Annotated in this window: 26 protein-coding genes and 1 riboswitch; of the genes, 24 read left to right on the top strand and 2 right to left on the bottom strand. The window is 70.2% G+C overall.

Annotated elements, in window-relative coordinates; translation table 11 throughout:
- Positions 1-349: 349 nt before the first annotated feature.
- The 16 genes from rpsP to SRB17_RS36850 all read left to right on the top strand — a co-directional run bounded on the left by rpsP (position 350) and on the right by SRB17_RS36850 (position 12,520).
- On the top strand, positions 350-769 hold the full coding sequence (rpsP, locus tag SRB17_RS36925; protein WP_208898581.1) for a 30S ribosomal protein S16: 420 nt from the start codon (positions 350-352) through the stop codon (positions 767-769).
- Between the two features lie 5 nt (positions 770-774).
- Positions 775-1,014 carry an RNA-binding protein gene (locus SRB17_RS36920; RefSeq protein ID WP_003973401.1) on the top strand — a complete coding sequence of 80 codons (240 nt, stop codon included), beginning with the start codon at positions 775-777 and terminating at the stop codon, positions 1,012-1,014.
- A 111-nt stretch (positions 1,015-1,125) separates the two neighbouring features.
- The gene (gene rimM / locus SRB17_RS36915) at positions 1,126-1,683 is read left to right on the top strand and encodes a ribosome maturation factor RimM (protein ID WP_323376954.1); all 558 of its coding nucleotides are present in this window, start codon (positions 1,126-1,128) and stop codon (positions 1,681-1,683) included.
- Positions 1,680-2,513, top strand: coding sequence for a tRNA (guanosine(37)-N1)-methyltransferase TrmD (gene trmD / locus SRB17_RS36910; protein WP_153545262.1), 834 nt, complete (start codon positions 1,680-1,682; stop codon positions 2,511-2,513). Before rimM ends, trmD begins: the two co-directional genes overlap by 4 nt.
- Before the next feature lie 133 nt (positions 2,514-2,646).
- Positions 2,647-2,997 carry a 50S ribosomal protein L19 gene (gene rplS, locus SRB17_RS36905; RefSeq protein WP_153545260.1) on the top strand — a complete coding sequence of 117 codons (351 nt, stop codon included), beginning with the start codon at positions 2,647-2,649 and terminating at the stop codon, positions 2,995-2,997.
- A gap of 45 nt (positions 2,998-3,042) precedes the next feature.
- Complete coding sequence (gene lepB, locus SRB17_RS36900) at positions 3,043-3,738, top strand: signal peptidase I (RefSeq protein ID WP_153545258.1); 696 nt, start codon at positions 3,043-3,045, stop codon at positions 3,736-3,738.
- A complete protein-coding gene (lepB, locus tag SRB17_RS36895) occupies positions 3,731-4,822 on the top strand; it encodes a signal peptidase I (RefSeq protein ID WP_153545256.1) in 1,092 nt (363 codons plus the stop codon). The genes lepB (SRB17_RS36900) and lepB (SRB17_RS36895) overlap by 8 nt, the downstream gene beginning before the upstream one ends.
- Positions 4,710-5,696, top strand: coding sequence for a signal peptidase I (gene lepB, locus SRB17_RS36890; protein ID WP_323376952.1), 987 nt, complete (start codon positions 4,710-4,712; stop codon positions 5,694-5,696). Before lepB (SRB17_RS36895) ends, lepB (SRB17_RS36890) begins: the two co-directional genes overlap by 113 nt.
- Positions 5,697-5,813: 117 nt before the next feature.
- Complete coding sequence (gene lepB, locus SRB17_RS36885) at positions 5,814-6,599, top strand: signal peptidase I (protein WP_153545252.1); 786 nt, start codon at positions 5,814-5,816, stop codon at positions 6,597-6,599.
- Entirely contained in the window at positions 6,589-7,113 is a 525-nt protein-coding gene (locus SRB17_RS36880; protein ID WP_323376950.1) for an NUDIX hydrolase, read from the top strand. Before lepB (SRB17_RS36885) ends, SRB17_RS36880 begins: the two co-directional genes overlap by 11 nt.
- Positions 7,114-7,169: 56 nt before the next feature.
- Positions 7,170-7,478, top strand: a complete 309-nt coding sequence (locus SRB17_RS36875; RefSeq protein ID WP_003965949.1) for a DUF2469 domain-containing protein — start codon at positions 7,170-7,172, stop codon at positions 7,476-7,478.
- A 58-nt stretch (positions 7,479-7,536) separates the two neighbouring features.
- A complete protein-coding gene (locus SRB17_RS36870) occupies positions 7,537-7,932 on the top strand; it encodes a YraN family protein (protein WP_323376928.1) in 396 nt (131 codons plus the stop codon).
- Positions 7,933-9,558 carry a YifB family Mg chelatase-like AAA ATPase gene (locus SRB17_RS36865; protein WP_153545248.1) on the top strand — a complete coding sequence of 542 codons (1,626 nt, stop codon included), beginning with the start codon at positions 7,933-7,935 and terminating at the stop codon, positions 9,556-9,558.
- Positions 9,555-10,712: a DNA-processing protein DprA gene (gene dprA, locus SRB17_RS36860; RefSeq protein ID WP_153545246.1), complete on the top strand. Its 1,158-nt coding sequence runs from the start codon at positions 9,555-9,557 to the stop codon at positions 10,710-10,712. Before SRB17_RS36865 ends, dprA begins: the two co-directional genes overlap by 4 nt.
- Positions 10,713-11,034: 322 nt before the next feature.
- On the top strand, positions 11,035-11,877 hold the full coding sequence (gene whiG / locus SRB17_RS36855) for an RNA polymerase sigma factor WhiG (RefSeq protein ID WP_153545244.1): 843 nt from the start codon (positions 11,035-11,037) through the stop codon (positions 11,875-11,877).
- An 85-nt stretch (positions 11,878-11,962) separates the two neighbouring features.
- Positions 11,963-12,520 carry a helix-turn-helix domain-containing protein gene (locus tag SRB17_RS36850; protein ID WP_323377088.1) on the top strand — a complete coding sequence of 186 codons (558 nt, stop codon included), beginning with the start codon at positions 11,963-11,965 and terminating at the stop codon, positions 12,518-12,520.
- 256 nt (positions 12,521-12,776) lie between these two features.
- Here SRB17_RS36850 and SRB17_RS36845 read toward each other — a convergent pair whose 3' ends face one another.
- Complete coding sequence (locus SRB17_RS36845) at positions 12,777-13,358, bottom strand: murein hydrolase activator EnvC family protein (RefSeq protein ID WP_153545242.1); 582 nt, start codon at positions 13,356-13,358, stop codon at positions 12,777-12,779.
- Between the two features lie 275 nt (positions 13,359-13,633).
- Here SRB17_RS36845 and rpsB point away from each other — a divergent pair, with 275 nt between their 5' ends.
- The 6 genes from rpsB (at position 13,634) to SRB17_RS36815 (ending at position 19,032) form a co-directional block, all read left to right on the top strand.
- Positions 13,634-14,554, top strand: a complete 921-nt coding sequence (gene rpsB / locus SRB17_RS36840) for a 30S ribosomal protein S2 (protein WP_153545240.1) — start codon at positions 13,634-13,636, stop codon at positions 14,552-14,554.
- 174 nt (positions 14,555-14,728) lie between these two features.
- Positions 14,729-15,565 (top strand): translation elongation factor Ts, encoded by an 837-nt coding sequence (tsf, locus tag SRB17_RS36835; protein ID WP_153545238.1) that lies wholly within the window; start codon positions 14,729-14,731, stop codon positions 15,563-15,565.
- A gap of 204 nt (positions 15,566-15,769) precedes the next feature.
- Positions 15,770-16,528 carry a UMP kinase gene (gene pyrH / locus SRB17_RS36830; RefSeq protein WP_153545236.1) on the top strand — a complete coding sequence of 253 codons (759 nt, stop codon included), beginning with the start codon at positions 15,770-15,772 and terminating at the stop codon, positions 16,526-16,528.
- A 175-nt stretch (positions 16,529-16,703) separates the two neighbouring features.
- On the top strand, positions 16,704-17,261 hold the full coding sequence (gene frr / locus SRB17_RS36825; protein WP_228623033.1) for a ribosome recycling factor: 558 nt from the start codon (positions 16,704-16,706) through the stop codon (positions 17,259-17,261).
- The gene (locus SRB17_RS36820; RefSeq protein WP_153545234.1) at positions 17,261-18,424 is read left to right on the top strand and encodes a phosphatidate cytidylyltransferase; all 1,164 of its coding nucleotides are present in this window, start codon (positions 17,261-17,263) and stop codon (positions 18,422-18,424) included. The genes frr and SRB17_RS36820 overlap by 1 nt, the downstream gene beginning before the upstream one ends.
- Before the next feature lie 161 nt (positions 18,425-18,585).
- Entirely contained in the window at positions 18,586-19,032 is a 447-nt protein-coding gene (locus tag SRB17_RS36815; protein ID WP_153545232.1) for an SRPBCC family protein, read from the top strand.
- 21 nt (positions 19,033-19,053) lie between these two features.
- Here SRB17_RS36815 and SRB17_RS36810 read toward each other — a convergent pair whose 3' ends face one another.
- The gene (locus tag SRB17_RS36810) at positions 19,054-19,710 is read right to left on the bottom strand and encodes a YceI family protein (protein ID WP_153545230.1); all 657 of its coding nucleotides are present in this window, start codon (positions 19,708-19,710) and stop codon (positions 19,054-19,056) included.
- Positions 19,711-19,864: 154 nt separating this feature from the next.
- On the opposite strand from SRB17_RS36810, the gene rlmN reads away from it, so the two are divergent.
- Positions 19,865-20,971 carry a 23S rRNA (adenine(2503)-C(2))-methyltransferase RlmN gene (gene rlmN / locus SRB17_RS36805; RefSeq protein WP_153545228.1) on the top strand — a complete coding sequence of 369 codons (1,107 nt, stop codon included), beginning with the start codon at positions 19,865-19,867 and terminating at the stop codon, positions 20,969-20,971.
- Positions 20,972-21,006: 35 nt separating this feature from the next.
- Positions 21,007-21,115, top strand: a riboswitch (TPP riboswitch).
- A gap of 81 nt (positions 21,116-21,196) precedes the next feature.
- Entirely contained in the window at positions 21,197-22,273 is a 1,077-nt protein-coding gene (locus SRB17_RS36800; RefSeq protein WP_323376925.1) for a thiamine ABC transporter substrate-binding protein, read from the top strand.
- The last annotated feature ends 10 nt before the right edge of the window (positions 22,274-22,283 follow it).

Genomic DNA, 22,283 nt, shown 5'->3' with positions numbered 1-22,283 from the left:
GCGGTCCGCGAGAACCGGCATCTCGTGGGTGCCGGGTCGTGGACGCGACGGACCGTGGACGAAGACGGACGGCAGACGACGGGCCGCACCGTGCCGTCCGTCCGCGGACAGCGCACCCGACGTGACCTCACCTCCACGCCGGGTGCCTCACCGGCATGCCCGAGCGCAGCCCACCCACCCTCGGCCAAAAGCGACCCGCAGGTTATGGCACAATGGCTAGCTGTACTCGACAGCCGCACAGGACCCCTCTCTCCTCCGGCTGACGCGTCCATCGGGCACTCGGGTACCGCAACCCCACGCGGCAGCTTCGCCGTGCCCAACCACGTCAAATCCAGGAGAACCCACTCCCGTGGCAGTCAAGATCAAGCTGAAGCGTCTGGGCAAGATCCGTTCGCCTCACTACCGCATCGTCGTCGCCGACTCCCGTACCCGCCGTGACGGCCGGGCCATCGAGGAGATCGGCAAGTACCACCCGACCTACAACCCGTCGGTCATCGAGGTGGACGCCGAGCGCGTGGCGTACTGGCTGGGTGTCGGCGCGCAGCCGACCGAGCCGGTTCTCGCCATCCTGAAGAAGACCGGCGACTGGCAGAAGTTCAAGGGCGAGCCGGCTCCCGCGCCGCTGCTCACCGCCGAGCCGAAGCCGGCCCGTCCGTCGTTCGAGGCTCTCGGCGGTGACGACGAGGGCAAGGGTGAGGCGATCACCCAGAAGAAGAAGGCTGAGAAGAAGGACGAGGCCGCTGCCGAGTCCGAGTCGACCGAGGCCTGAGCAGCATGCTCGAAGAGGCGCTTGAGCACCTCGTGAAGGGCATCGTCGACAACCCTGACGATGTGCAGGTCGCCTCGCGCAACCTGCGCCGCGGGCGCGTGCTCGAGGTCCGGGTTCACCCGGACGACCTCGGCAAGGTGATCGGCCGCAACGGCCGCACCGCGCGTGCCCTGCGCACCGTCGTGGGCGCCATCGGCGGTCGCGGTGTCCGCGTCGACCTCGTCGACGTGGACCACGTCCGCTGACGCTTCATCGCAACCGGCTCGGGCCGGGGAGGGCCACTCGGCCGTCCCCGGCCCGCAGTCGTATGAGCAGGAGCTGGCGGGAGCACAGGAGATGACAGGAGAATTGGACACGTGCAGCTGGTAGTCGCACGGATCGGCCGTGCCCACGGCATCAAGGGCGAGGTCACCGTCGAGGTACGTACCGACGAGCCGGAACTCAGGCTCGCGCCCGGCGCCGTCCTCGCCACGGACCCCGCCTCCACGGGGCCGCTGACCATCGAGACGGGGCGCGTCCACAGCGGACGCCTCCTGCTGCGCTTCGAGGGCGTCACCGACCGCAACGGGGCCGAGGCCCTGCGCAACACCCTCCTGATCGCCGAGATCGACCCGGAGGAGCTGCCGGAGGGCGAGGACGAATACTACGACCACCAGCTCATCGACCTCGACGTGGTCACCGAGGACGGGGCGGAGGTCGGCCGGATCACCGAGATCTCGCACCTGCCCTCCCAGGACCTGTTCATCGTGGAGCGCCCGGACGGGACCGAGGTGATGATCCCGTTCGTCGAGGAGATCGTCACCGAGATCGACCTGGAGGAGCAGAAGGCGGTCATCGCCCCGCCGCCGGGTCTGATCGACGACCGCGCCGAGATCGCGTCGTCCAGGGAAGAGACCGGGGAAGACAGCGCATGAGGCTCGACGTCGTCACGATCTTCCCCGAGTACCTGGACCCGCTGCACGTCTCCCTCGTCGGCAAGGCACGCGCGCGTGGCCGGCTCGATGTGCATGTGCACGATCTGCGCTCGTGGACGTACGACCGCCACAACACCGTCGACGACACCCCGTACGGCGGCGGCCCCGGCATGGTCATGAAGACCGAGCCCTGGGGTGACGCCCTGGACACGGTCCTCGCCGACGGCTACGAGACCGGCGCCCAGGCGCCCGCGCTGATCGTCCCCACCCCCAGCGGCCGCCCCTTCACCCAGGAGCTCGCCGTGGAGCTCTCCGAGCGCCCCTGGCTGATCTTCACGCCGGCCCGCTACGAGGGCATCGACCGGCGTGTCATGGACGAGTACGCCACGCGCGTGCCCGTCTACGAGGTCTCCATCGGCGACTACGTGCTGGCCGGCGGCGAGGCGGCCGTCCTGGTCATCACGGAGGCCGTCGCCCGGCTGCTGCCCGGCGTCCTCGGCAACGCCGAGTCCCACCGCGACGACTCCTTCGCGCCCGGCGCGATGGCGAGCCTCCTGGAGGGCCCCGTCTACACCAAGCCGCCCGTCTGGCGCGGCCGGGACATCCCGGACGTGCTGCTCAGTGGCCACCACGGCCGGATCGCCCGCTGGCGCCGCGACGAGGCCCTCAGGCGTACGACCGCCAATCGGCCCGACCTGATAGAGCGCTGCGACCCCAAGGCCTTCGACAAGAAGGACCGCGAGATGCTCTCCATCCTGGGCTGGGAACCGGACCCGGAAGGCCACCCGTACGGCCGATTTTGGCGGCGGGCCGGGGGCATGGAAGAATAGACCGCTGTTGTGCGTCCGTCCGGCGTGCGCCCCTGCCACAGGGGGAGACGACGCCCGTCCCGACCCGCACGGCACTCCTGTTGAACCTAGTTTCCGTTGATGACCTGTGGCATCAGCGAAGAAAGCAGACGAAATGTCTCACCTGCTCGACTCCGTCGACGCCGCGTCGCTGCGCAGCGACATCCCGGCCTTCCGCTCGGGTGACACCGTCAACGTCCACGTCCGCGTCATCGAGGGCAACCGCTCCCGTGTGCAGCAGTTCAAGGGCGTTGTGATCCGCCGCCAGGGCTCCGGTGTCCGCGAGACCTTCACGGTCCGCAAGGTCTCGTTCTCCGTCGGCGTCGAGCGCACCTTCCCGGTGCACACCCCGATCGTCGAGAAGATCGAGCTGGTCACCCGCGGTGACGTGCGTCGCGCCAAGCTGTACTACCTCCGTGACCTGCGCGGCAAGGCCGCGAAGATCAAGGAGAAGCGCGAGAGCTGAGCGCTCTCCGGAGCCCATGGTCGGGCGGGATAGCATCTCGCCCCGATGGACACCGAAGCACAGCCGACGGAACGCGACCGCTCCTCCCATCCGGATTCCCCGGGGCCGGAGGGACGGTCGCGTTTCGCGTTGGTGGCGCGGATCGCCGACTGGCTGCCCGGCGGCCGGATCACCCTCACACTCTTCCTCTGCCTGGCGTTTTTGCTCGTCCTCAACTCTTTCGTGGTGCAACCGTTCCAGATTCCGAGCGGATCCATGGAACAGGGCTTGAGGATCGGGGACCGCGTTCTCGTAAATAAGTTGGCGTACCGTTTCGGTGCTCAGCCGCGCCGCGGCGACGTGATCGTGTTCGACGGCACGGGGTATTTCGGGGACGCCGACTACATCAAACGCGTGGTCGGTGTGGGGGGAGACCATGTGGTCTGCTGCGACAAGCAGGGGAGGATCGAGGTGAACGGCCGCGCCGTCGACGAGTCGGCGTTCCTCTATCCCGGGGACAGCGCCTCCAGCGTGCCCTTCGACGTCGCCGTACCCGCCGGCCGGGTGTTCGTCCTCGGCGACCACCGCAGCGACTCCAGCGACTCCCGCGACCATCTCGGCTCGCCCGGCGGCGGCATGATCCCGGTCGGCGACGTCATCGGCCGCGCCGACTGGATCCTGTGGCCGTACGACCACTGGACGCACCTGACGCGTCCCGCCGCCTACGCGCGCGTGCCCACCCCGGAGGGCGCGCATGGGTAGCCGCGGCAAACCGCGCGGGGCGCCCAGCAGCCCCGCTGACGATCTGCTGCCCACCGGATCGCGCCGCGCCTCCGCGCCCGGCGGCGGCCGCACGCGCGCGGAGCGGCGGAAACTCCAGCGCAAGGTCAAGCGCAAGCGCCGGCGTTCAGCCGTTCGGGAGATCCCTCTTCTGGTCGGTGTCGCCGTCCTCATAGCACTCGTCCTGAAGACCTTCCTCGTCCAGGCGTTCGTGATCCCGTCCGGCTCGATGGAGCAGACGATCCGGATCGGCGACCGGGTCCTGGTCGACAAGTTCACCCCGTGGTTCGGCTCCAAGCCGCAGCGCGGGGACGTCGTCGTCTTCCACGACCCGGGCGGCTGGCTGGCCGACGAGCAGACGGCCAAGAAGCACGACCCGATCGTCGTCAAGCAGCTCAAAGAAGGCCTCACCTTCATCGGCCTGCTGCCCTCCGACAACGAGAAGGACCTGATCAAGCGGGTCATCGGGGTCGGCGGCGACCACGTCAAGTGCTGCGACGCGCAGGGCCGGGTCACCGTCAACGGCGTACCGCTCACCGAAGGGGATTACATCTATCCGGGTGACGCGCCGTCCGCGCAGCCCTTCGACATCACCGTCCCCGAGGGCCGGCTGTGGGTCATGGGCGACCACCGGGGCAACTCCGCGGACTCCCGTTTCCACCAGAACACCCCGTACGGCGGAACGGTGTCGGAGAAATCCGTGGTCGGCCGGGCCGTCGCGATCGGCTGGCCGGTCGGCCACTGGACACGCCTGCAGGAACCTAAAACCTTCGCAAGCGTCGCCGACTCCGCGTCGGGTGCGACCGCCGGTACCCCGCTGTCGCATAGGGTTGCCCCCGAGAATCCGAACGGAATGACCCAGCTCCCGACCCCTGCGGAACTCCCGCTCGTTATGGGAGTGGTGGGCCTGCGTCGTATCTGGGGCAGGCGGCGGCACAGAGTGAGGAGTTGGCGTGGGGGATGTGGCGGTTGGCGCACGGTCGGGGCACGACGGCGAGGAGCACCGCGGGCACCCCGTGGAAGCGAACGCCCCCGTGCCGGACGGCGCCATGACCTCCGGGAATGACGCGGCGGGTGACGAGGGCATGCCGGACGACGGACAGCGGCGGCCGAGGACCGAGGGCGCGGGTGCGGGCGAGGCCGCGGACCGGCCGAGGAAGCAGCCACGCTCCTTCTGGAAGGAGCTGCCGATCCTCGTCGTCATCGCTCTGGTCCTGGCGCTGCTGATCAAGACGTTCCTGGTGCAGGCGTTCTCGATCCCGTCCGCCTCGATGCAGGACACCCTCCAGGTGGGTGACCGCGTCCTGGTCGACAAGCTCACCCCGTGGTTCGGCTCCCAGCCCGAGCGCGGCGAGGTCGTGGTCTTCCACGACCCGGCCGACTGGCTGGCGGGTGAACCGGCACCGACCCCGAACGCCGTGCAGAAGGTCCTCAGCTGGATCGGCCTGATGCCGTCCGCCAACGAGAAGGACCTCATCAAGCGCGTGATCGGCGTCGGCGGCGACACGGTCCAGTGCAAGGGCACCGGCCCGCTGCTGGTCAACGGCCACGCGCTGAACGAGCCGTACGTCTACCCCGGCAACACGCCGTGCACCGACGACGAGCTGGGCGGCCAGTTCAAGGTGACGGTCCCCAAGGGCTACATCTGGGTGATGGGCGACCACCGCCAGAACTCCCGCGACTCGCGCTACAACCAGTCCGACAAGAACCACGGCATGGTCCCGGTCAAGGACGTGGTGGGCCGCGCGATCGTCAAGGCCTGGCCGATCAACCGCTGGGGCACCCTGCCGATCCCGGACACCTTCGACCAGCCCGGCATCAACCAGCAGACCTCGGCGTCCGCCGCCCTGTCGGTGGCCCCGCAGGGCGTGGCCGTCGCCGCCGTCCTGCCGGTGGCGGTGTGGCGACGGCGGCGTGCGGTGAAGGCGAAGCGAGGCTGAGAGACCCTGCGGTACGCCCTGGGGGTCCAGGAGCCGAGCCTCTGGCGGGGTCTGGGGGCGGAGCCCCGGGAACAGGGGGCTGCCCCTGTCCGGTACTGCCGGGTAGGGTGCGGGTCCATGGGTGGCGAGAGCATGACGCGTACGGCCCCGCACAGCGGCGGGACAAGCACGGCACGGCCCGGCGGCAGCCGGCTCGGACAGCGGCTGTCCGGGGTGGCCGTGGCACTGGGTCTGGTGCTGTTCCTGGGCGGATTCGCCTGGGCGGCGGTGACCTACCGGCCGTACACGGTGCCCACCAGCTCCATGACGCCCACGATCGACGCCGGCGACCGGGTGCTCGCGGAGAAGGTCGACGGCGGTCAGGTCGAGCGCGGTGACGTCGTCGTCTTCGAGGACAAGAGCTGGGTCTCGAACGCCAAGGTGGTCAAGCGGGTGGTCGCGGTCGGTGGCGACACCGTCTCCTGCTGCACGAACGGCAAGCTGACCGTCAACGGCAAGCAGATCGACGAGCCCTATCTCCCCAAGGGCAGCCTGGCCGAGATCACGAACTTCCCCACGGTGACCGTCCCCGAGGGCCGTCTGTTCCTCCTCGGTGACGAGCGCCAGGGCTCCCTGGACTCCACGGCCCACCTCACCGACGCGGCCAAGGGCACCGTCTCCCGCGACGCCGTGACCGCCCGGGTGGACGCCGTCGTCTGGCCCTGGAAGGGCTCGCTGATGCGCCCCACGGGCTTCGAGGCCCTGGGCACTCTCTCGCAGCCCGGTCCACTGCCCACGATCGAGCTGCTGATCGTCGCCGGGGCCGTGCTGGTGCTGGTCGGTGGCGCCTACGGGCCCATCGCCAAGCGCATGGGCCGCTCCCGCGGGCGTACCGCCCGGCCGGAGGCGGCCGGTGTCCGCTGAGACCACGCGGACCGGCGCGGACTCGTACGAGGGCGGGCTGCGCAAGGTGGCCCGGGTGGTCCTCCTCGACCCGGAGGACCGCATCCTGCTCCTGCACGGCCATGAGCCGGACGATCCGGCCGACGACTGGTGGTTCACCCCCGGCGGCGGTCTGGAGGGCGCCGAGACGCGCGAGGAGGCCGCGCTCAGGGAACTCGCCGAGGAGACCGGTATCACCGACGTCGAACTCGGCCCGGTGCTGTGGCGCCGCATGTGTTCCTTCCCGTTCGCGGGCCGCCGCTGGGACCAGGACGAGTGGTACTACCTGGCCCGTACGACGCAGACGGCCACCGCGGCGCAGGGGCTGACGGAACTGGAGCGGCGCAGTGTCGCCGGGGCGCGTTGGTGGACGTGTCAGGAACTGACCCGGGCACATGAGACGGTGTATCCGACCAGACTCGCCGAGCTGCTGCGCACGCTGCTCGACGAAGGTCCCCCGGCCGGTCCTGTGACCCTCGATGCGGAAATCGTCTGAGGGCCCGTCGGACTGGCGCACAATGGGGGGATCGCACGGCTGAAGGGGAACATGCCATGAGCGCCGAGGACCTCGAGAAGTACGAGACCGAGATGGAGCTGAAGCTCTACCGGGAGTATCGAGATGTCGTCGGTCTGTTCAAATACGTGATCGAGACCGAGCGGCGTTTCTATCTCACCAATGACTACGAGATGCAGGTGCACTCGGTACAGGGCGAGGTGTTCTTCGAGGTGTCGATGGCCGATGCCTGGGTCTGGGACATGTACCGGCCGGCACGCTTCGTGAAGCAGGTACGGGTTCTCACATTCAAGGACGTGAACATCGAGGAGCTGAACAAGAGCGACCTCGAGCTGCCGGGCGGGTGACGGGGTTTTCCACAACCGCTGAGTTGTCCACCAAGATCAACATCTTGGGGCGGGATGCGTGACGGTTGGCGCCGGAGGTGGTGCCGACATGAACCACGCACGCAGTGCACTCGGCAAGTACGGCGAGGACCTGGCCGCCCGGCGGCTCGCCGCGACCGGAATGACGATCCTGGAGCGCAACTGGCGCTGCGGCCGTTCCGGTGAGCTCGACATCATCGCGCGGGACGGTGACGCGCTGGTGGTCTGCGAGGTGAAGACCCGCAGGGGTGGTGACTACGAACACCCGATGGCCGCGGTGACCCCGGAGAAGGCGGCCCGGCTGCGCTCCCTCGCCGAACACTGGATCCAGACCCACGGCGGGGCACCACCGGGCGGCGTCCGCATCGACCTGATCGGCGTCCTGCTGCCCCACCGCGGCGCCCCGACCGTCGAGCACGCACGGGGGGTGGCCTGAATGGGATTCGCCCGCACCTGCTCGGTGGCCCTGGTCGGCGTCGAGGGCGTGGTCGTCGAGGTCCAGGCCGACCTGGAACCCGGCGTCGCCGCCTTCACCCTGGTCGGCCTCCCGGACAAGAGCCTGACGGAGAGCAGGGACCGGGTCCGGGCGGCGGTGGTGAACTCGGGCGGCGAGTGGCCGCAGAAGAAGCTCACCGTCGGACTCAGCCCGGCCTCGGTACCCAAAGCCGGCTCCGGCTTCGACCTGGCCGTCGCCTGCGCGGTGCTCGGTGCCGCCGAGCGGATCGATCCGCGTGTCCTCGCGGACATCGTCATGATCGGGGAGCTGGGACTGGACGGCCGGGTCCGACCGGTCCGGGGCATCCTCCCGGCCGTCCTCGCCGCGGCCGACGCCGGCTACGAGCAAGTGGTCGTGCCCGAGTGCGCCGCCGCCGAGGCCTCGCTGGTCCCTGGCGTCTCCGTGCTCGGCGTCCGCAGCCTGCGGCAGCTCATCGCGGTGCTCACCGAGGAGCCCGTCCCCGAGGAGGAACCGGACGAGCAAGGCCGCCCCGACCCCCTCCTGGCCGGTCTGCGCGTGCCGGGCACGGGTGCCGCCACCGGCATGCACAGTATCGGCGCCGCACAGCACGAACACGATCACGACCTGGCGGACGTCGTGGGCCAGACCTCGGCCCGTACGGCCGTGGAGGTGGCCGCCGCCGGTGGGCACCATCTGTTCCTCGAGGGCCCGCCCGGCGCCGGCAAGACCATGCTCGCCGAGCGGCTGCCCGCCGTCCTGCCGCGGCTCATCAGGGAGGAATCGCTGGAGGTCACGGCGGTGCACTCGGTGGCCGGGCTACTGCCGCCGGGCAAACCGCTCATCGACGTCGCCCCCTACTGCGCCCCGCACCACTCGGCCACGATGCAGTCGCTCGTCGGCGGTGGCCCGGGCGTCGCACGCCCCGGTGCGGTCTCCCTCGCCCACCGTGGCGTGCTGTTCCTGGACGAGGCGCCCGAGTTCCACGGCCAGACCCTGGACGCCCTGCGACAGCCGCTGGAGTCGGGGCACGTCGTGATCGCACGCAGCGCGGGCGTCGTCCGGTTCCCGGCACGCTTCCTCATGGTGCTGGCGGCCAACCCCTGCCCCTGTGGACGTTTCTCGCAACGCGACTCCCTGTGCGAGTGCCCGCCGTCGGCGATCCGCCGCTACCAGTCCCGGCTCTCCGGTCCGCTGCTGGACCGGGTGGACCTGCGCGTCGAGGTCGATCCGGTCACCCGGGCCCAGCTGACCGAACCGGGCGCCCGGGGCGAGTCCACGGCGACCGTGGCCGAGCGGGTACGGCAGGCCCGCGAACGAGCGGCGGCCCGCCTCGCCGGAACCCCCTGGCGCACCAACAGCGAAGTCCCCGGCCGTGAACTGCGCAGCCGCTACCACCCCGTCGCAGGCTCGATGGACGAGGCCGAGCGCAACCTCGAACGGGGTGTGCTCACCGCCCGGGGAATCGACCGCGTCCTGCGCGTCGCCTGGTCGGTCGCCGACCTCATCGGACACGACCGCCCGGACGCCACCGACGTCGCCCTGGCCCTGCAACTGCGCACCGGAGTGCCGCGAGGGGTGCCGATGGCCATCGGGGCACTGACATGACCATGGGCGAGGACCTCGACGACGAACTGCTCGGACGGGTCCTTCTCTGCCGGGTGATCGAACCGGGGGACGAGGTCGGCGGGCGGTGGGTTCGGGAGTTCGGGGTGGGGGAGGTGGTGCGGCGGTTGCGGGAGGCGGCGGCCTTGCCGGGGGTGAGTGAGGCGCGGTGGGCCGGGCTGGTCGCGCGGGCTCGGCGGGCCGAGCCGGAGCGGGACCTCGCGGTGGCCGGCGAGGCCGGGGCCCGGTTCGTGGGGCCCGGGGACACCGAGTGGCCCGGGCAGCTCGATGACCTCGGAGACGCCCGGCCGATCGGGCTGTGGGTGCGCGGGCGCCCGAGTCTGCGGATGTGGGCGCTCCGCTCCGTCGCCGTGGTGGGCGCACGTGCCTGCACCGAGTACGGCACCCACGTCGCCGCCACCCTGGCCGGTGGCCTCGCCGAACGGGGCTGGGTGGTGGTGTCGGGTGGCGCGTACGGCATCGACGGCGCCGCCCACCGGGGCGCCCTCGCCGCCCGCGGAGCCACCGTCGCCGTCCTGGCCTGCGGCGTCGACCGCCCCTACCCCCGCGGCCATGCAGCCCTGATCGGCAGAATCGCCGAACAGGGACTGGTCGTGGGCGAGCTGCCCCCGGGCGACCATCCGACGCCCAGCCGGTTCATCCTCCGCAACCGTGTCATCGCCGCCCTGACCAGGGGCACCGTCGTCGTGGAGGCCGCCTGCCGCAGCGGCTCGCTGGCCACCGCGCGGGCGGCGGCACGCCTCGGACGGTTCACCATGGGCGTGCCCGGCCCCGTCACCAGCGCCCTCTCCGCCGGCGTGCACGAACTGCTGCGCGGAGAGGCCACCCTGGTCACCGACGCCGCGGAAGTCGTCGAACTCGTGGGCGACATGGGTGAGCTGGCCCCACCCCGCAGAGGCCCCGTGCTCCCGCGCGACCTGCTGGAACCCGCCGCCCGTGCTGTCCTCGCCGCCCTGCCCGGCAATCGCGTGGCCACCGTCGAGGAGATCGCGCTCGGCACGCCGACCACCCGGGACGAGGCGATCGCGAGACTGTACGAACTCCGCGCACTTGGTTACGTCGAACGACACGGCGACGGCTGGAAGTTGACACGCCAGGCGGTGATGTCGGTCCGTACCGGTCGCGGTCCGTGCTGACCGAGCGTGTTCGGCCGTCCGGGGGATCGTCCGACGCCCTTGAGGTTTCCCGGAGTTGACGCCCCGGCCGGTCACGCAGAGCGAGCCGCGGAACCCGCGCGCGACACCGGCGGGAGCGCCCCGCGCACGGGTGGAGCCTCGGTGTTCGCACACCGCGACACCTCAGTCACGCTACGCTCACGAAGGCGATGACACAGATCGCGCCAACTCGACATCAGACCGACAGCTCACCCAGGTAGCCCACTTCATCCCACCGATCCCCACCCCGCCTCACTTCACAGCACTTCACAGCACTTCACGGCAGAACGGCACAAGGCGACGAATGCCCCAGCACACCTCCGGGTCCGACCGGGCGGCGATCCCCCCAGCCGCCCGCGACGGTGGCAGCGTGCGGCCGCCCGCTCCCTCGACGCTCGACGAGCTGTGGCGGTCGTACAAGGCGACGGGGGACGACCGGCTGCGGGAGCAGCTGATCCTGCACTACTCGCCGCTCGTGAAATACGTCGCGGGCCGGGTGAGCGTCGGCCTGCCCCCCAACGTCGAGCAGGCCGACTTCGTCTCCTCCGGAGTCTTCGGGCTGATCGACGCGATCGAGAAGTTCGACATCGACCGGGAGATCAAGTTCGAGACGTACGCGATCACCCGGATCCGGGGCGCCATGATCGACGAGCTGCGGGCGCTGGACTGGATCCCGCGGTCGGTACGGCAGAAGGCGCGGAACGTGGAGCGGGCCTACGCCACCCTGGAGGCGCGGCTGCGGCGCACCCCGAGCGAGGTCGAGGTGGCCGCAGAGCTGGACATGGAGGTCGACGAACTCCACGCCGTGTTCAGCCAGTTGTCGCTGGCCAACGTGGTCGCGCTGGAGGAGCTGCTGCACGTCGGCAGCGAGGGCGGGGACCGGCTGAGCCTCATGGACACGCTGGAGGACACCGCCGCGGACAATCCCGTGGAGGTGGCCGAGGACCGGGAACTGCGCCGCTTCCTGGCGCGGGCGATCAACACGCTGCCCGAGCGGGAGAAGACCGTGGTCACGCTGTACTACTACGAGGGGCTCACCCTCGCCGAGATCGGCAACGTCCTCGGGGTCACCGAGAGCCGGGTCAGCCAGATCCACACCAAGTCGGTGCTTCAGCTGCGGGCCAAGCTGGCGAGCTTCGGGCGCTGAGGCCGGCGGCGCGGTGCCCGGTGGCTCCCGTTCGGGTGGGGGCGTCCGTAAAGTGGTTGACGTGCCAAGGATTCGAGCGGCCTCCGTGGCCGAGCACCGGTCGATGCAGCGAGCCGCCCTGCTGGACGCGGCGCGGTCGTTGCTGTCCGAGGGCGGGACGGAAGCGCTGACGTTTCCCGCGCTGGCCGAGCGGACCGGGCTGGCTCGGTCGTCCGTGTACGAGTACTTCAGGTCGCGGGCCGCCGTGGTCGAGGAGCTGTGCGAGGCCGACTTTCCGCTGTGGGCGGCGGAGGTGGCGGCCGCGATGGAGCGGGCCGAGTCCGCCGAGGGCAAGGTCGAGGCGTATGTGCGGCAGCAGCTCGCGCTGGTCGGGGACCGGCGGCACCGGGCGGTGGTCGCCATCTCCGCGAGTGAGCTGGACGCCGGGGCGCGGGAGAAGATCCGGGCGGCGCACGGCGGGCTCGTCGCGATGATCGCCGAGGCGCTCGGCGAGATGGGGCACGAGCAGCCGCGGCTGGCGGCGATGCTGCTGCAGGGGGTCGTGGATGCGGCGGTGCGGCGCATCGAGCTCGGTGCCGCGGAGGATCCCGCGGTGGTGACGGACGCGGCGGTGACCATGGCGTTGCGGGGTGTGAAGGGCTGAGGCTCGCCGGCGCCAGGGAGCGTTCCTGGTGCCGGCGGGGCGCCCTGTGCTGCCGTCGAGCAGGGGCGGGGCCGCAAGCCGGCGCCGACAGGGGGCCGCAGCACCCACCCGTGCCGCCCTGGGGGTCCCCAGGCCCTCAAGGCATTGGAGGAAGCACGACTGCCCGCAGCCACGAGCGTCCCGAAGGGGCGCGGGGAACTGTGCGGCCGGCCCCCGCGCGGCCGCGGCCGCGGCCGCCGCCGGTGACGGTCCGCGGTCACCTCGGCAGTGGTACCCCCAGCACCGGCAGGAGTCTCGGCGGCCCCCTGTGCAGAAGCCAGGGCGGCAGCAGCGACAGCGGGTCCAGGTAGGTCTCGCCTCGACGTAGGCCCCAGTGCACGCAGGTGGCCGGGCAGTGGGAGCCGGTCGCCTCCACCCGGCCCACCACCTCCCCGGCCCTCACCTCGTCCCCCTTCCGTACCGAAGCACTCACCGGCTCGTACGTCGTCCGAAGATCCGTTCCCGACAGGTCGACCGAGACGACCCCGCGCCCCGCCACCCGTCCCGCGAAGGACACCCGGCCCGGGGCGACCGCCCGTACCGTTGAACCGGCCGGCGCCGACAGGTCCACGCCACGGTGGCCGGGGCCGTACACCGTGGCGGGTGGCTCCCAGCCCCGTAGCACCAGGGGGTGCACGCCCACCGGCCAGCTGCGGGCGATGGCCGGGACAGGGGCCGCGGGGGGCGGTGCGGGGGCCGGGGGCGGGGGCTCCGCCCAGGCCGACGGGGTGAGCACCATCAGCAGCAGACCCAGCGGCAGAACCGCCCACAGGGACGCGCATCGCATCGCTTCTCGCATGCGACCACCGTCCCGCACCCCCGCCGATCATGGCCGGAGACTGTGGGCAACCCGCCGGTTGTGGACAGCGGCGTCACCCGGTGCCCCGGCGGTCCCGTACACTTCTTCTGGCGATCCGGGTCACCGGGTCGACTTCGCACGCCCCGACACCGGTCCGGTCACCCCCTCCGGTGTCAGCGCCTCTCGGTCCTTCGCGGCAAGGCGCGTCGCGGGCGTCAGGCGCGGGAGCCGTCCGGCATCCGCGGCACAACCGAGAAACTCAAGGAGATACGGCCATGGCCGTCGTCACGATGCGGGAGCTGCTGGAGAGCGGCGTCCACTTCGGTCACCAGACCCGTCGCTGGAACCCGAAGATGAAGCGCTTCATCTTCACCGAGCGCAACGGCATCTACATCATCGACCTGCTCCAGTCGCTGTCGTACATCGACCGCGCCTACGAGTTCGTCAAGGAGACCGTCGCCCACGGCGGCACGGTCATGTTCGTCGGCACCAAGAAGCAGGCGCAGGAGGCCATCGCCGAGCAGGCCACCCGCGTCGGCATGCCCTACGTCAACCAGCGCTGGCTGGGCGGCATGCTCACCAACTTCTCGACCGTCTACAAGCGTCTGCAGCGCCTCAAGGAGCTCGAGCAGATCGACTTCGAGGACGTCGCAGCGTCCGGTCTGACCAAGAAGGAGCTTCTCGTGCTCTCGCGCGAGAAGGCCAAGCTGGAGAAGACCCTCGGTGGTATCCGCGAGATGCAGAAGGTGCCGAGCGCCGTCTGGATCGTGGACACCAAGAAGGAGCACATCGCCGTCGGTGAGGCCCGGAAGCTGAACATTCCGGTCGTCGCGATCCTCGACACCAACTGCGACCCCGACGAGGTCGACTACAAGATCCCGGGCAACGACGACGCGATCCGCTCCGTCACCCTGCTCACCCGTGTGATCGCCGACGCCGTCGCCGAGGGTCTCATCGCCCGTTCCGGCGTGGCCGCCGGTGAGAAGGGCGAGAAGGCCGCGGGCGAACCGCTCGCCGAGTGGGAGCGCGACCTGCTCGAGGGTGAGAAGAAGGCCGACGAGGCCGAGAAGCCGGCCGAGGCTGCCGCCGAGGCTCCGGCTGCCGAGGCTCCGGCTGCTGACGCTCCGGCTGCTGACGCTCCGGCCACCGAGGCCCCGGCTGCTGACGCTCCGGCCGCCGAGGGCGAGCAGGCCTGACGCACGCGTTGACGGCGGGGGCGGTGCTGCTTGCCACAGCGCCTCCGGCGCGGTGAAGTCCGCCCCCGCTGTTCACCCGCAGGTCGGCACGACGTACGCGTTCCGCGGCTACATGTGGAACGCAACCGTGCAGACCTGAAGATCTTCCAGACTTCGAGAAAGACTCACAGACTCATGGCGAACTACACCGCCGCCGACGTCAAGAAGCTCCGTGAGCTCACCGGCGCCGGCATGATGGACTGCAAGAAGGCACTGGACGAGGCCGAGGGCAGCGTCGACAAGGCCGTCGAGGCGCTGCGCATCAAGGGCCAGAAGGGCGTCGCCAAGCGTGAGGGCCGCTCCGCCGAGAACGGCGCCGTGGTCTCCATCATCGCCGACGACAACTCCTCCGGCGTCCTGGTCGAGCTGAAGTGCGAGACCGACTTCGTCGCCAAGGGCGAGAAGTTCCAGGCCGTGGCCCAGGCCATCGCCGAGCACGTCGCCAAGACGAACCCGGCGGACCTCGAGGCCCTGCTCGCCTCCGAGATCGAGCCCGGCAAGACCGTCCAGGCCTTCGTGGACGAGGCCAACGCCAACCTCGGCGAGAAGATCGTCCTGGACCGCTTCGCGCAGTTCGCCGACGGTTTCGTGCTCGCTTACATGCACCGCACCATGCCCGACCTGCCCCCGCAGATCGGTGTCCTGGTCGAGCTGGACAAGCCGAACGCCGAGGTCGCCAAGGGCGTCGCCCAGCACATCGCCGCCTTCGCGCCGAAGTACCTCTCCAAGGACGAGGTGCCGGCCGACGTCGTCGAGTCCGAGCGCCGCATCGCCGAGGAGACCACCCGCGCCGAGGGCAAGCCCGAGGCCGCGATCGCCAAGATCGTCGAGGGTCGGCTCAACGGCTTCTTCAAGGACGCCACGCTGCTCGGCCAGCCGTACGCGCTCGACAACAAGAAGTCGGTCCAGAAGGTGCTGGACGAGGCCGGTGTCACCCTGAAGCGCTTCTCGCGCATCAAGGTCGGCATCTGAGTCCGTTCCGCGATCGACGCGCGACCCGCGGGAGATTCTCGGTAGGGTCGACAGCAGTCGTCCGCGCACACCGCCACACCCCGGCGTGGGGCGGACGGCAGCAGATCTGACGAGGAGGCCATTGCCGCGCATGGGAGCGAAAAGCGACCCCATCGGCAATGGCCTTCTTCGTATGTGCAACACGTGAAAGAGGCGGGATCTCCCATGACCACCAAGGCCCAGAAGAGCGACGACGGCAAAGTACACGGCCGGTTTCTGCTGAAGCTGTCCGGAGAGGCGTTCTCCGGCGGCGGGGGCCTGGGCGTGGACCCGGACGTGGTGCACAAGATCGCCCGGGAGATCGCGGCCGTCGTCCGGGACGGCGCGCAGATCGCGGTCGTCATCGGCGGCGGCAACTTCTTCCGCGGTGCCGAACTCCAGCAGCGCGGCATGGACCGCGCCCGCTCCGACTACATGGGCATGCTCGGCACCGTGATGAACTGCCTCGCCCTCCAGGACTTCCTGGAGAAGGAGGGCATCGACAGCCGGGTGCAGACCGCCATCACCATGGGCCAGGTCGCCGAGCCGTACATCCCGCTGCGCGCCGTGCGCCACCTGGAGAAGGGCCGTGTGGTCATCTTCGGCGCCGGTATGGGCATGCCGTACTTCTCCACCGACACCACCGCCGCCCAGCGCGCCCTGGAGATCGACGCCGAGGCGCTGCTGATGGGCAAGAACGGCGTGGACGGGGTCTACGACTCCGACCCCAAGCGCAACCCGGACGCCGTCAAGTTCGACGCCCTCGGCTACGGCGAGGTCATCACCCGCGACCTCAAGGTCGCCGACGCCACCGCCATCACGCTGTGCCGCGACAACAAGCTCCCGATCCTCGTCTTCGAGCTCCTCGCGGAGGGCAATATCGCCCGTGCCGTCAAGGGTGAGAAGATCGGCACGCTGGTGGGTGACCAGGGCAGCCGGGGCTGACCCGGCATCAACCCGGCCGGTGGCGCGCGCCCCCGTAAGGGGGCCGGACCCTGGCTGGGGGATGGACAATGTCCTGCCGGTCGGGAACCGTGCAGGAAGAAGACGCGACGCAGCCGGCCGCCGCCCGCCAGTGGAACCGCAGCCGGGCCTTACTCAAGACACGCAGGAGCAAGTGGTGATCGAAGAGACCCTCCTCGAGGCCGAGGAGAAGATGGAGAAGGCCGTCGTGGTCGCCAAGGAGGACTTCGCCGCGATCCGCACCGGCCGTGCGCACCCGGCGATGTTCAACAAGATCGTGGCCGACTACTACGGTGCCCCGACGCCGATCAACCAGCTGGCCTCGTTCTCCGTGCCGGAGCCGCGCATGGCGGTCGTGACCCCGTTCGACAAGAGCGCGCTGCGCAACATCGAGCAGGCGATCCGCGACTCCGACCTGGGCGTCAACCCCAGCAACGACGGCAACATCATCCGTGTGGTGTTCCCCGAGCTCACCGAGGAGCGCCGCCGCGAGTACATCAAGGTCGCCAAGGGCAAGGGCGAGGACGCGAAGATCTCGATCCGCTCCGTGCGCCGCAAGGCCAAGGACGCCATCGACAAGCTGATCAAGGACGGCGAGATCGGCGAGGACGAGGGCCGCCGTGCGGAGAAGGACCTCGACGACACCACGGCGAAGTACGTCGCCCAGGTGGACGAGCTCCTGAAGCACAAGGAATCGGAGCTGCTCGAAGTCTGATGAGCGACTCTTCCTGGGGGGCGCCGCCAGCGGCGGGCCAGGCCGGGTACTGGGGTCCCGCCGGGGGCGGGCCCGCCCAGCCTGTCCCGGGGGCCGTCCCGGCGGGTCCCACATACGATGCGCCTGAGGCGCAACAGACTCGCCCCATGCCCGTCGTGCCCGACGAGCGCGCGTACGGCGCGGACGAGGGCGGCGACCGGGGGGCTGCTCGGCGGAGCGGCCCCTTGTTCCAGGAATTCCAGGGCGAGTTCCGCCCCGAGCCCCCGCAGGGCCGCGCCCTTTTGGCCGAGAAGCAGAATCCGGAGCCCATGCCCGACGCCCACCAGCCGGCCCCAGCGCCGCAGAAGAAGAGCGCGGGCCGTGACCTGAGCGCGGCCATAGGCGTCGGGGTCGGGCTCGGTGTGGTGATCGTCGCGTCCCTGTTCGTCGAGAAGGCCGTCTTCGTCGGTGTGATCGCGGTCGCGGTCGTCGTCGGCCTGTGGGAACTGACCAGCAGACTGCGCGAGCGCAAGGACATCAAGGCGCCGCTGGTGCCGCTCGCGGTGGGCGGTGCCGCGATGGTGGTCGCCGGGTACGTCCGTGGCGCCGAGGGCGCCTGGGTCGCCATGGCGCTGACCGCCCTGGCCGTCCTGGTCTGGCGGATGACGGAGTCGCCGGAGGGCTATCTCAAGGACGTCACGGCGGGCGTCTTCGCGGCGTTCTACGTGCCGTTCCTGGCCACGTTCGTGGCGATGATGCTGACCGCGTCCGACGGCCCCTGGCGCGTCCTCACCTTCCTCCTCCTGACGGTCGTCAGCGACACCGGCGCCTACGCGGTCGGCTGGCGGTTCGGCAGGAACAAGCTGGCCCCGCGCATCAGCCCCGGCAAGACCCGCGAGGGCCTGGCGGGCGCGGTGCTGTTCGCGATGGTCGCGGGCGCGCTGTGCATGCAGTTCCTGATCGACGACGGCACCTGGTGGCAGGGCCTGCTGCTGGGCCTCGCGGTCGCGGCCAGCGCCACGCTGGGCGACCTCGGCGAATCCATGATCAAGCGCGACCTGGGCATCAAGGACATGGGCACCCTGCTCCCCGGCCACGGAGGCATCATGGACCGCCTGGACTCCCTCCTCCCGACGGCCCCGGTGGTCTGGCTGCTGCTGGTGCTCTTCGTCGGCTCCGCGTGAGCCGCGCGTCGGGCTCCGCGTGAGCCTGAGCGTCGTGTCGTACGGCTTCCGGGCCCTCGTCCTGTGCGCAGGGCGGGGGCCCGTCGGCGTTGGTCGTACGGGCCCTGGGGTGGGACGATCTGGAGGTGAGCCCTCTGTTCTGTCCGGGAAAGGAGGCCGCGATGTCTGCCTTCCATGAAGAGATCGACGTCGACCGGAGTCCCGGAGAAGTCTGGGCCTACCTCAGCGACCCGGCCCACCTGCCGGAGTGGCAGAAGAGCGCGGTGTCGGTCGAGCAGCTGGACGACAGCCCCTTCGGACTCGGCTCCCGGCTCCGGATCACCCGCCACGTCGGCCGCCGCGACGTCCCGACGACCATGCGGGTCACCGAGTTCGAACCGCCGCGCTCCTGGAGCATGCAGGGCACGGACGGCCCGGTCCGGGGCCGGGTGCACGGCGAGGTCATCCCGCTCCCCGACGGCCGTACCCGCGTGTCCGTGGACCTGGACTTCGAGGGCCACGGCGTCGGCAGGGTGCTGATCCCGCTCGTCGTACGCCCCCAGGTCCGCAGGGAACTGCCGCAGAACGAGCGGCTGCTCAAGGAGCGGCTGGAGCACACCGCCGGTTAGGGAGTGCCCTGGCCGGAAGCCTCAGGTGGCCCGGATGGCGGCGATGTCGAACTGGAGGCGGACCTTCTCGCTCACCATGGCCCCGCCCTGGGCCAGCCGGGCGTCGTAGTTCAGCCCCCAGTCGGAGCGGTTGATGGTGGTGGTGCCGTCGAAGCCGACCCGCTCGTCCCCGAACGCGTCGACGACGTGACCGATGTAGGTGAGTTCCAGGTCGACGGGGCGGCTGGTGTCCTTGATCGTGAGATCGCCGGTCATGCGGTAGACGTCCTGGCCCGCGAGCCGCACGGCCGTGCTCGTGAAGGTCATCCGTGGGTGCGCCCCGGCGTCCAGGAACTGCCGGCCGATCACGTGCGCGTCACGCTGCTCGACCCCCGTGTCGACACTTGCCGTGTACAGCACGATGTCGGCCCGGGAGCGGGCCGGATCGCGACCGTCGAAGTACAGCCGGCTCTCGTACTCGGTGAACGCGCCCCGCACCGTCGTCACCATCGCGTGCCGCACGGAGAACCCGATCCTGCTGTGCGCGGGATCGATCAGCCACTCGCCGGTGAGGCCCGCCAGCCCAGGATCGGGAAGAACGGCGGTACCGGTGGCACCGGCCGCCGGAGCGGCGGTCGCCACGGGCACGGCGGACTGCTGCGTGCGCCGGTGGAAGGAGTTGCGGCCGAAAAGGTTCATGGAATCGTGGTTACGCCAGGGCAGGGGACCGGACAAGGGCCGATCAGGAAACCCGACCGTTCCTCGGCAGAACTTCACAGGTGGCAGCAACGACGACCGTCCCGTGCCCACGCCCTCCGGGCCACCCGATTCGATCTGCGACACTGGTATGGCCATGCCTGAACCCGGAGAACTCACTTTCGTCGCCCCGCGCGGAGCCAAGAAGCCGCCGCGGCATCTTGCCGATCTCACGCCCGCCGAGCGCAAGGACGCGGTGGCCGAGACCGGTGAGAAGCCGTTCCGTGCCAAGCAGCTCTCGCAGCACTACTTCGCGCGGTACGCGCACGACCCGGAGCAGTGGACCGACATCCCCGCCGGATCGCGTGCCAAGCTCCAGGAAGCGCTGTTCCCCGAGCTGATGACCGTCGTCCGGCATCTGTCGACCGACCAGGGGACCACCCGCAAGACGCTGTGGCGGCTGTTCGACGGGACCCTCGTCGAGTCCGTGCTGATGAGGTACCCGGACCGGGTCACCATGTGCATCAGCTCGCAGGCGGGCTGTGGCATGAACTGTCCGTTCTGCGCGACCGGGCAGGCGGGCCTCGACCGGAATCTGTCCACCGCGGAGATCGTCCACCAGATCGTGGACGGGATGCGGGCGCTGAGGGACGGCGAGGTGCCCGGTGGGCCTGCCCGGCTCTCCAACATCGTCTTCATGGGCATGGGTGAGCCGCTCGCCAACTACAAGCGGGTCGTGGGTGCGATCCGGGCGCTCACCGATCCCGCCCCGGACGGGCTCGGGCTCTCCCAGCGCGGGATCACCGTGTCCACCGTCGGGCTCGTGCCGGCCATCCACCGGTTCGCCGACGAGGGCTTCAAGTGCCGGCTCGCGATCTCCCTGCACGCCCCCGACGACGAGCTGCGCGACACCCTCGTGCCCGTGAACACGCGCTGGAAGGTGCGCGAGGTGCTGGACGCCGGGTTCGAGTACGTCGAGAAGAGCGGGCGCCGGCTGTCCATCGAGTACGCGCTCATCCGCGACATCAACGACCAGGCATGGCGGGGTGACCGGCTCGGGCGGCTGCTCAGGGGCAAGCCCGTGCACGTCAACCTCATTCCGCTGAACCCGACGCCGGGGTCCAAGTGGACCGCCTCGCGGCCCGAGGACGAGAAGGCGTTCGTGGAGGCCATCGCCGCCCATGGTGTGCCCGTCACCGTCCGGGACACCCGGGGCCAGGAGATCGACGGGGCCTGTGGTCAGCTGGCGGCCACCGAGCGGTAATCTGGCTGCGTTCGATTACGTCTCATCACATCTTCATATTCCGACAGGGGAGCGCCACAGCGCTGAGAGTGCGGCGGACAGGGCCGCAGACCCTCTGAACCTCGCCCAGGTCATTCTGGGTAGGGAGTTCGGTCATCACTCAAGCTGTTGCGCCCTACCCGGGTCTCCCCAGCGGAGCCCGGGCAGGGCCGCGTCTCTTCCTGGCCAACCCCAGGAGGACATCCAGTGCACAACAAGACCTTCGTGGCCGTGGCGGTCGGGCTCGGCCTGATCAGCCTGTCCGCGTGCGGTTCCGGCGGCCACACCACGTCGTCCGCGGACTCCAAGAACGTGACGCTCGTGAGCCACGACTCGTGGGCCGTGTCCAAGAGCGTGCTCAAGGACTTCGAGAAGCAGACCGGGTACAAGGTCCACGTCCTCAAGGACGGCGACGCCGGGCAGGCCGTCAACAAGGCGATCCTGACCAAGGACAACCCGCAGGGCGACGTCTTCTTCGGCGTCGACAACACCCTGCTGTCCCGCGCCCTCGACAACGGCCTCTTCCAGCCGTACACGGCCAAGGGCCTCGACAAGACCGGCGCCGCCTACCAGCTCGACAAGGACAAGCACCGGGTCACGCCGATCGACTACGGCGACATCTGCGTCAACTACGACAAGAAGTACTTCGCCGACCACCGTCTGACCCCGCCGCAGTCGTTCGCCGACCTCGCCGAGCCCCAGTACAAGAACCTCCTCGTCACCGAGAACGCCGCCACCTCCTCGCCGGGCCTCGGCTTTCTGCTCGGCAGCGCCGCGCAGTTCGGCGACACCGGCTGGCAGGGCTACTGGAAGAAGCTCAAGGCCAACGGCGTCAAGGTCGTCGACGGCTGGGAGCAGGCCTACTACCAGGAGTTCTCCGGTTCCTCGGAGGGCAAGAAGGCGGGTGGCGACCGGCCGCTCGTCGTGTCGTACGCCTCCTCCCCGCCCGCCGAGGTCATCTACGCCAAGAAGCGGCCCAGCACCGCCCCGACCGGGGTGTCGTACGGCACCTGCTTCCGGCAGATCGAGTTCGCCGGGCTGCTCAGCAACGCCAAGAACCCCAAGGGCGCCAAGGCGTTCATCGACTTCCTGGTCTCCAAGGAGTTCCAGCAGGACATGCCGCTGAACATGTTCGTCTACCCGGTGGTGCAGGGCGCGAAGGTCCCCGCCGAGTTCACCGAGTACGGCAAGGCCGCCCAGCACCCCGAGACCATGGCTCCCGGCAAGATCGCCGCCAACCGCGACCAGTGGGTCAAGTCGTGGACCTCGCTCGTACTGAAGTAGCCCCCCGCAC

Origin of the sequence: Streptomyces sp. RB17 (assembly GCF_009604455.1) — a bacterium.
Lineage (GTDB): Bacteria > Actinomycetota > Actinomycetes > Streptomycetales > Streptomycetaceae > Streptomyces.
This window is presented reverse-complemented; position numbering and strand designations above follow the sequence as displayed.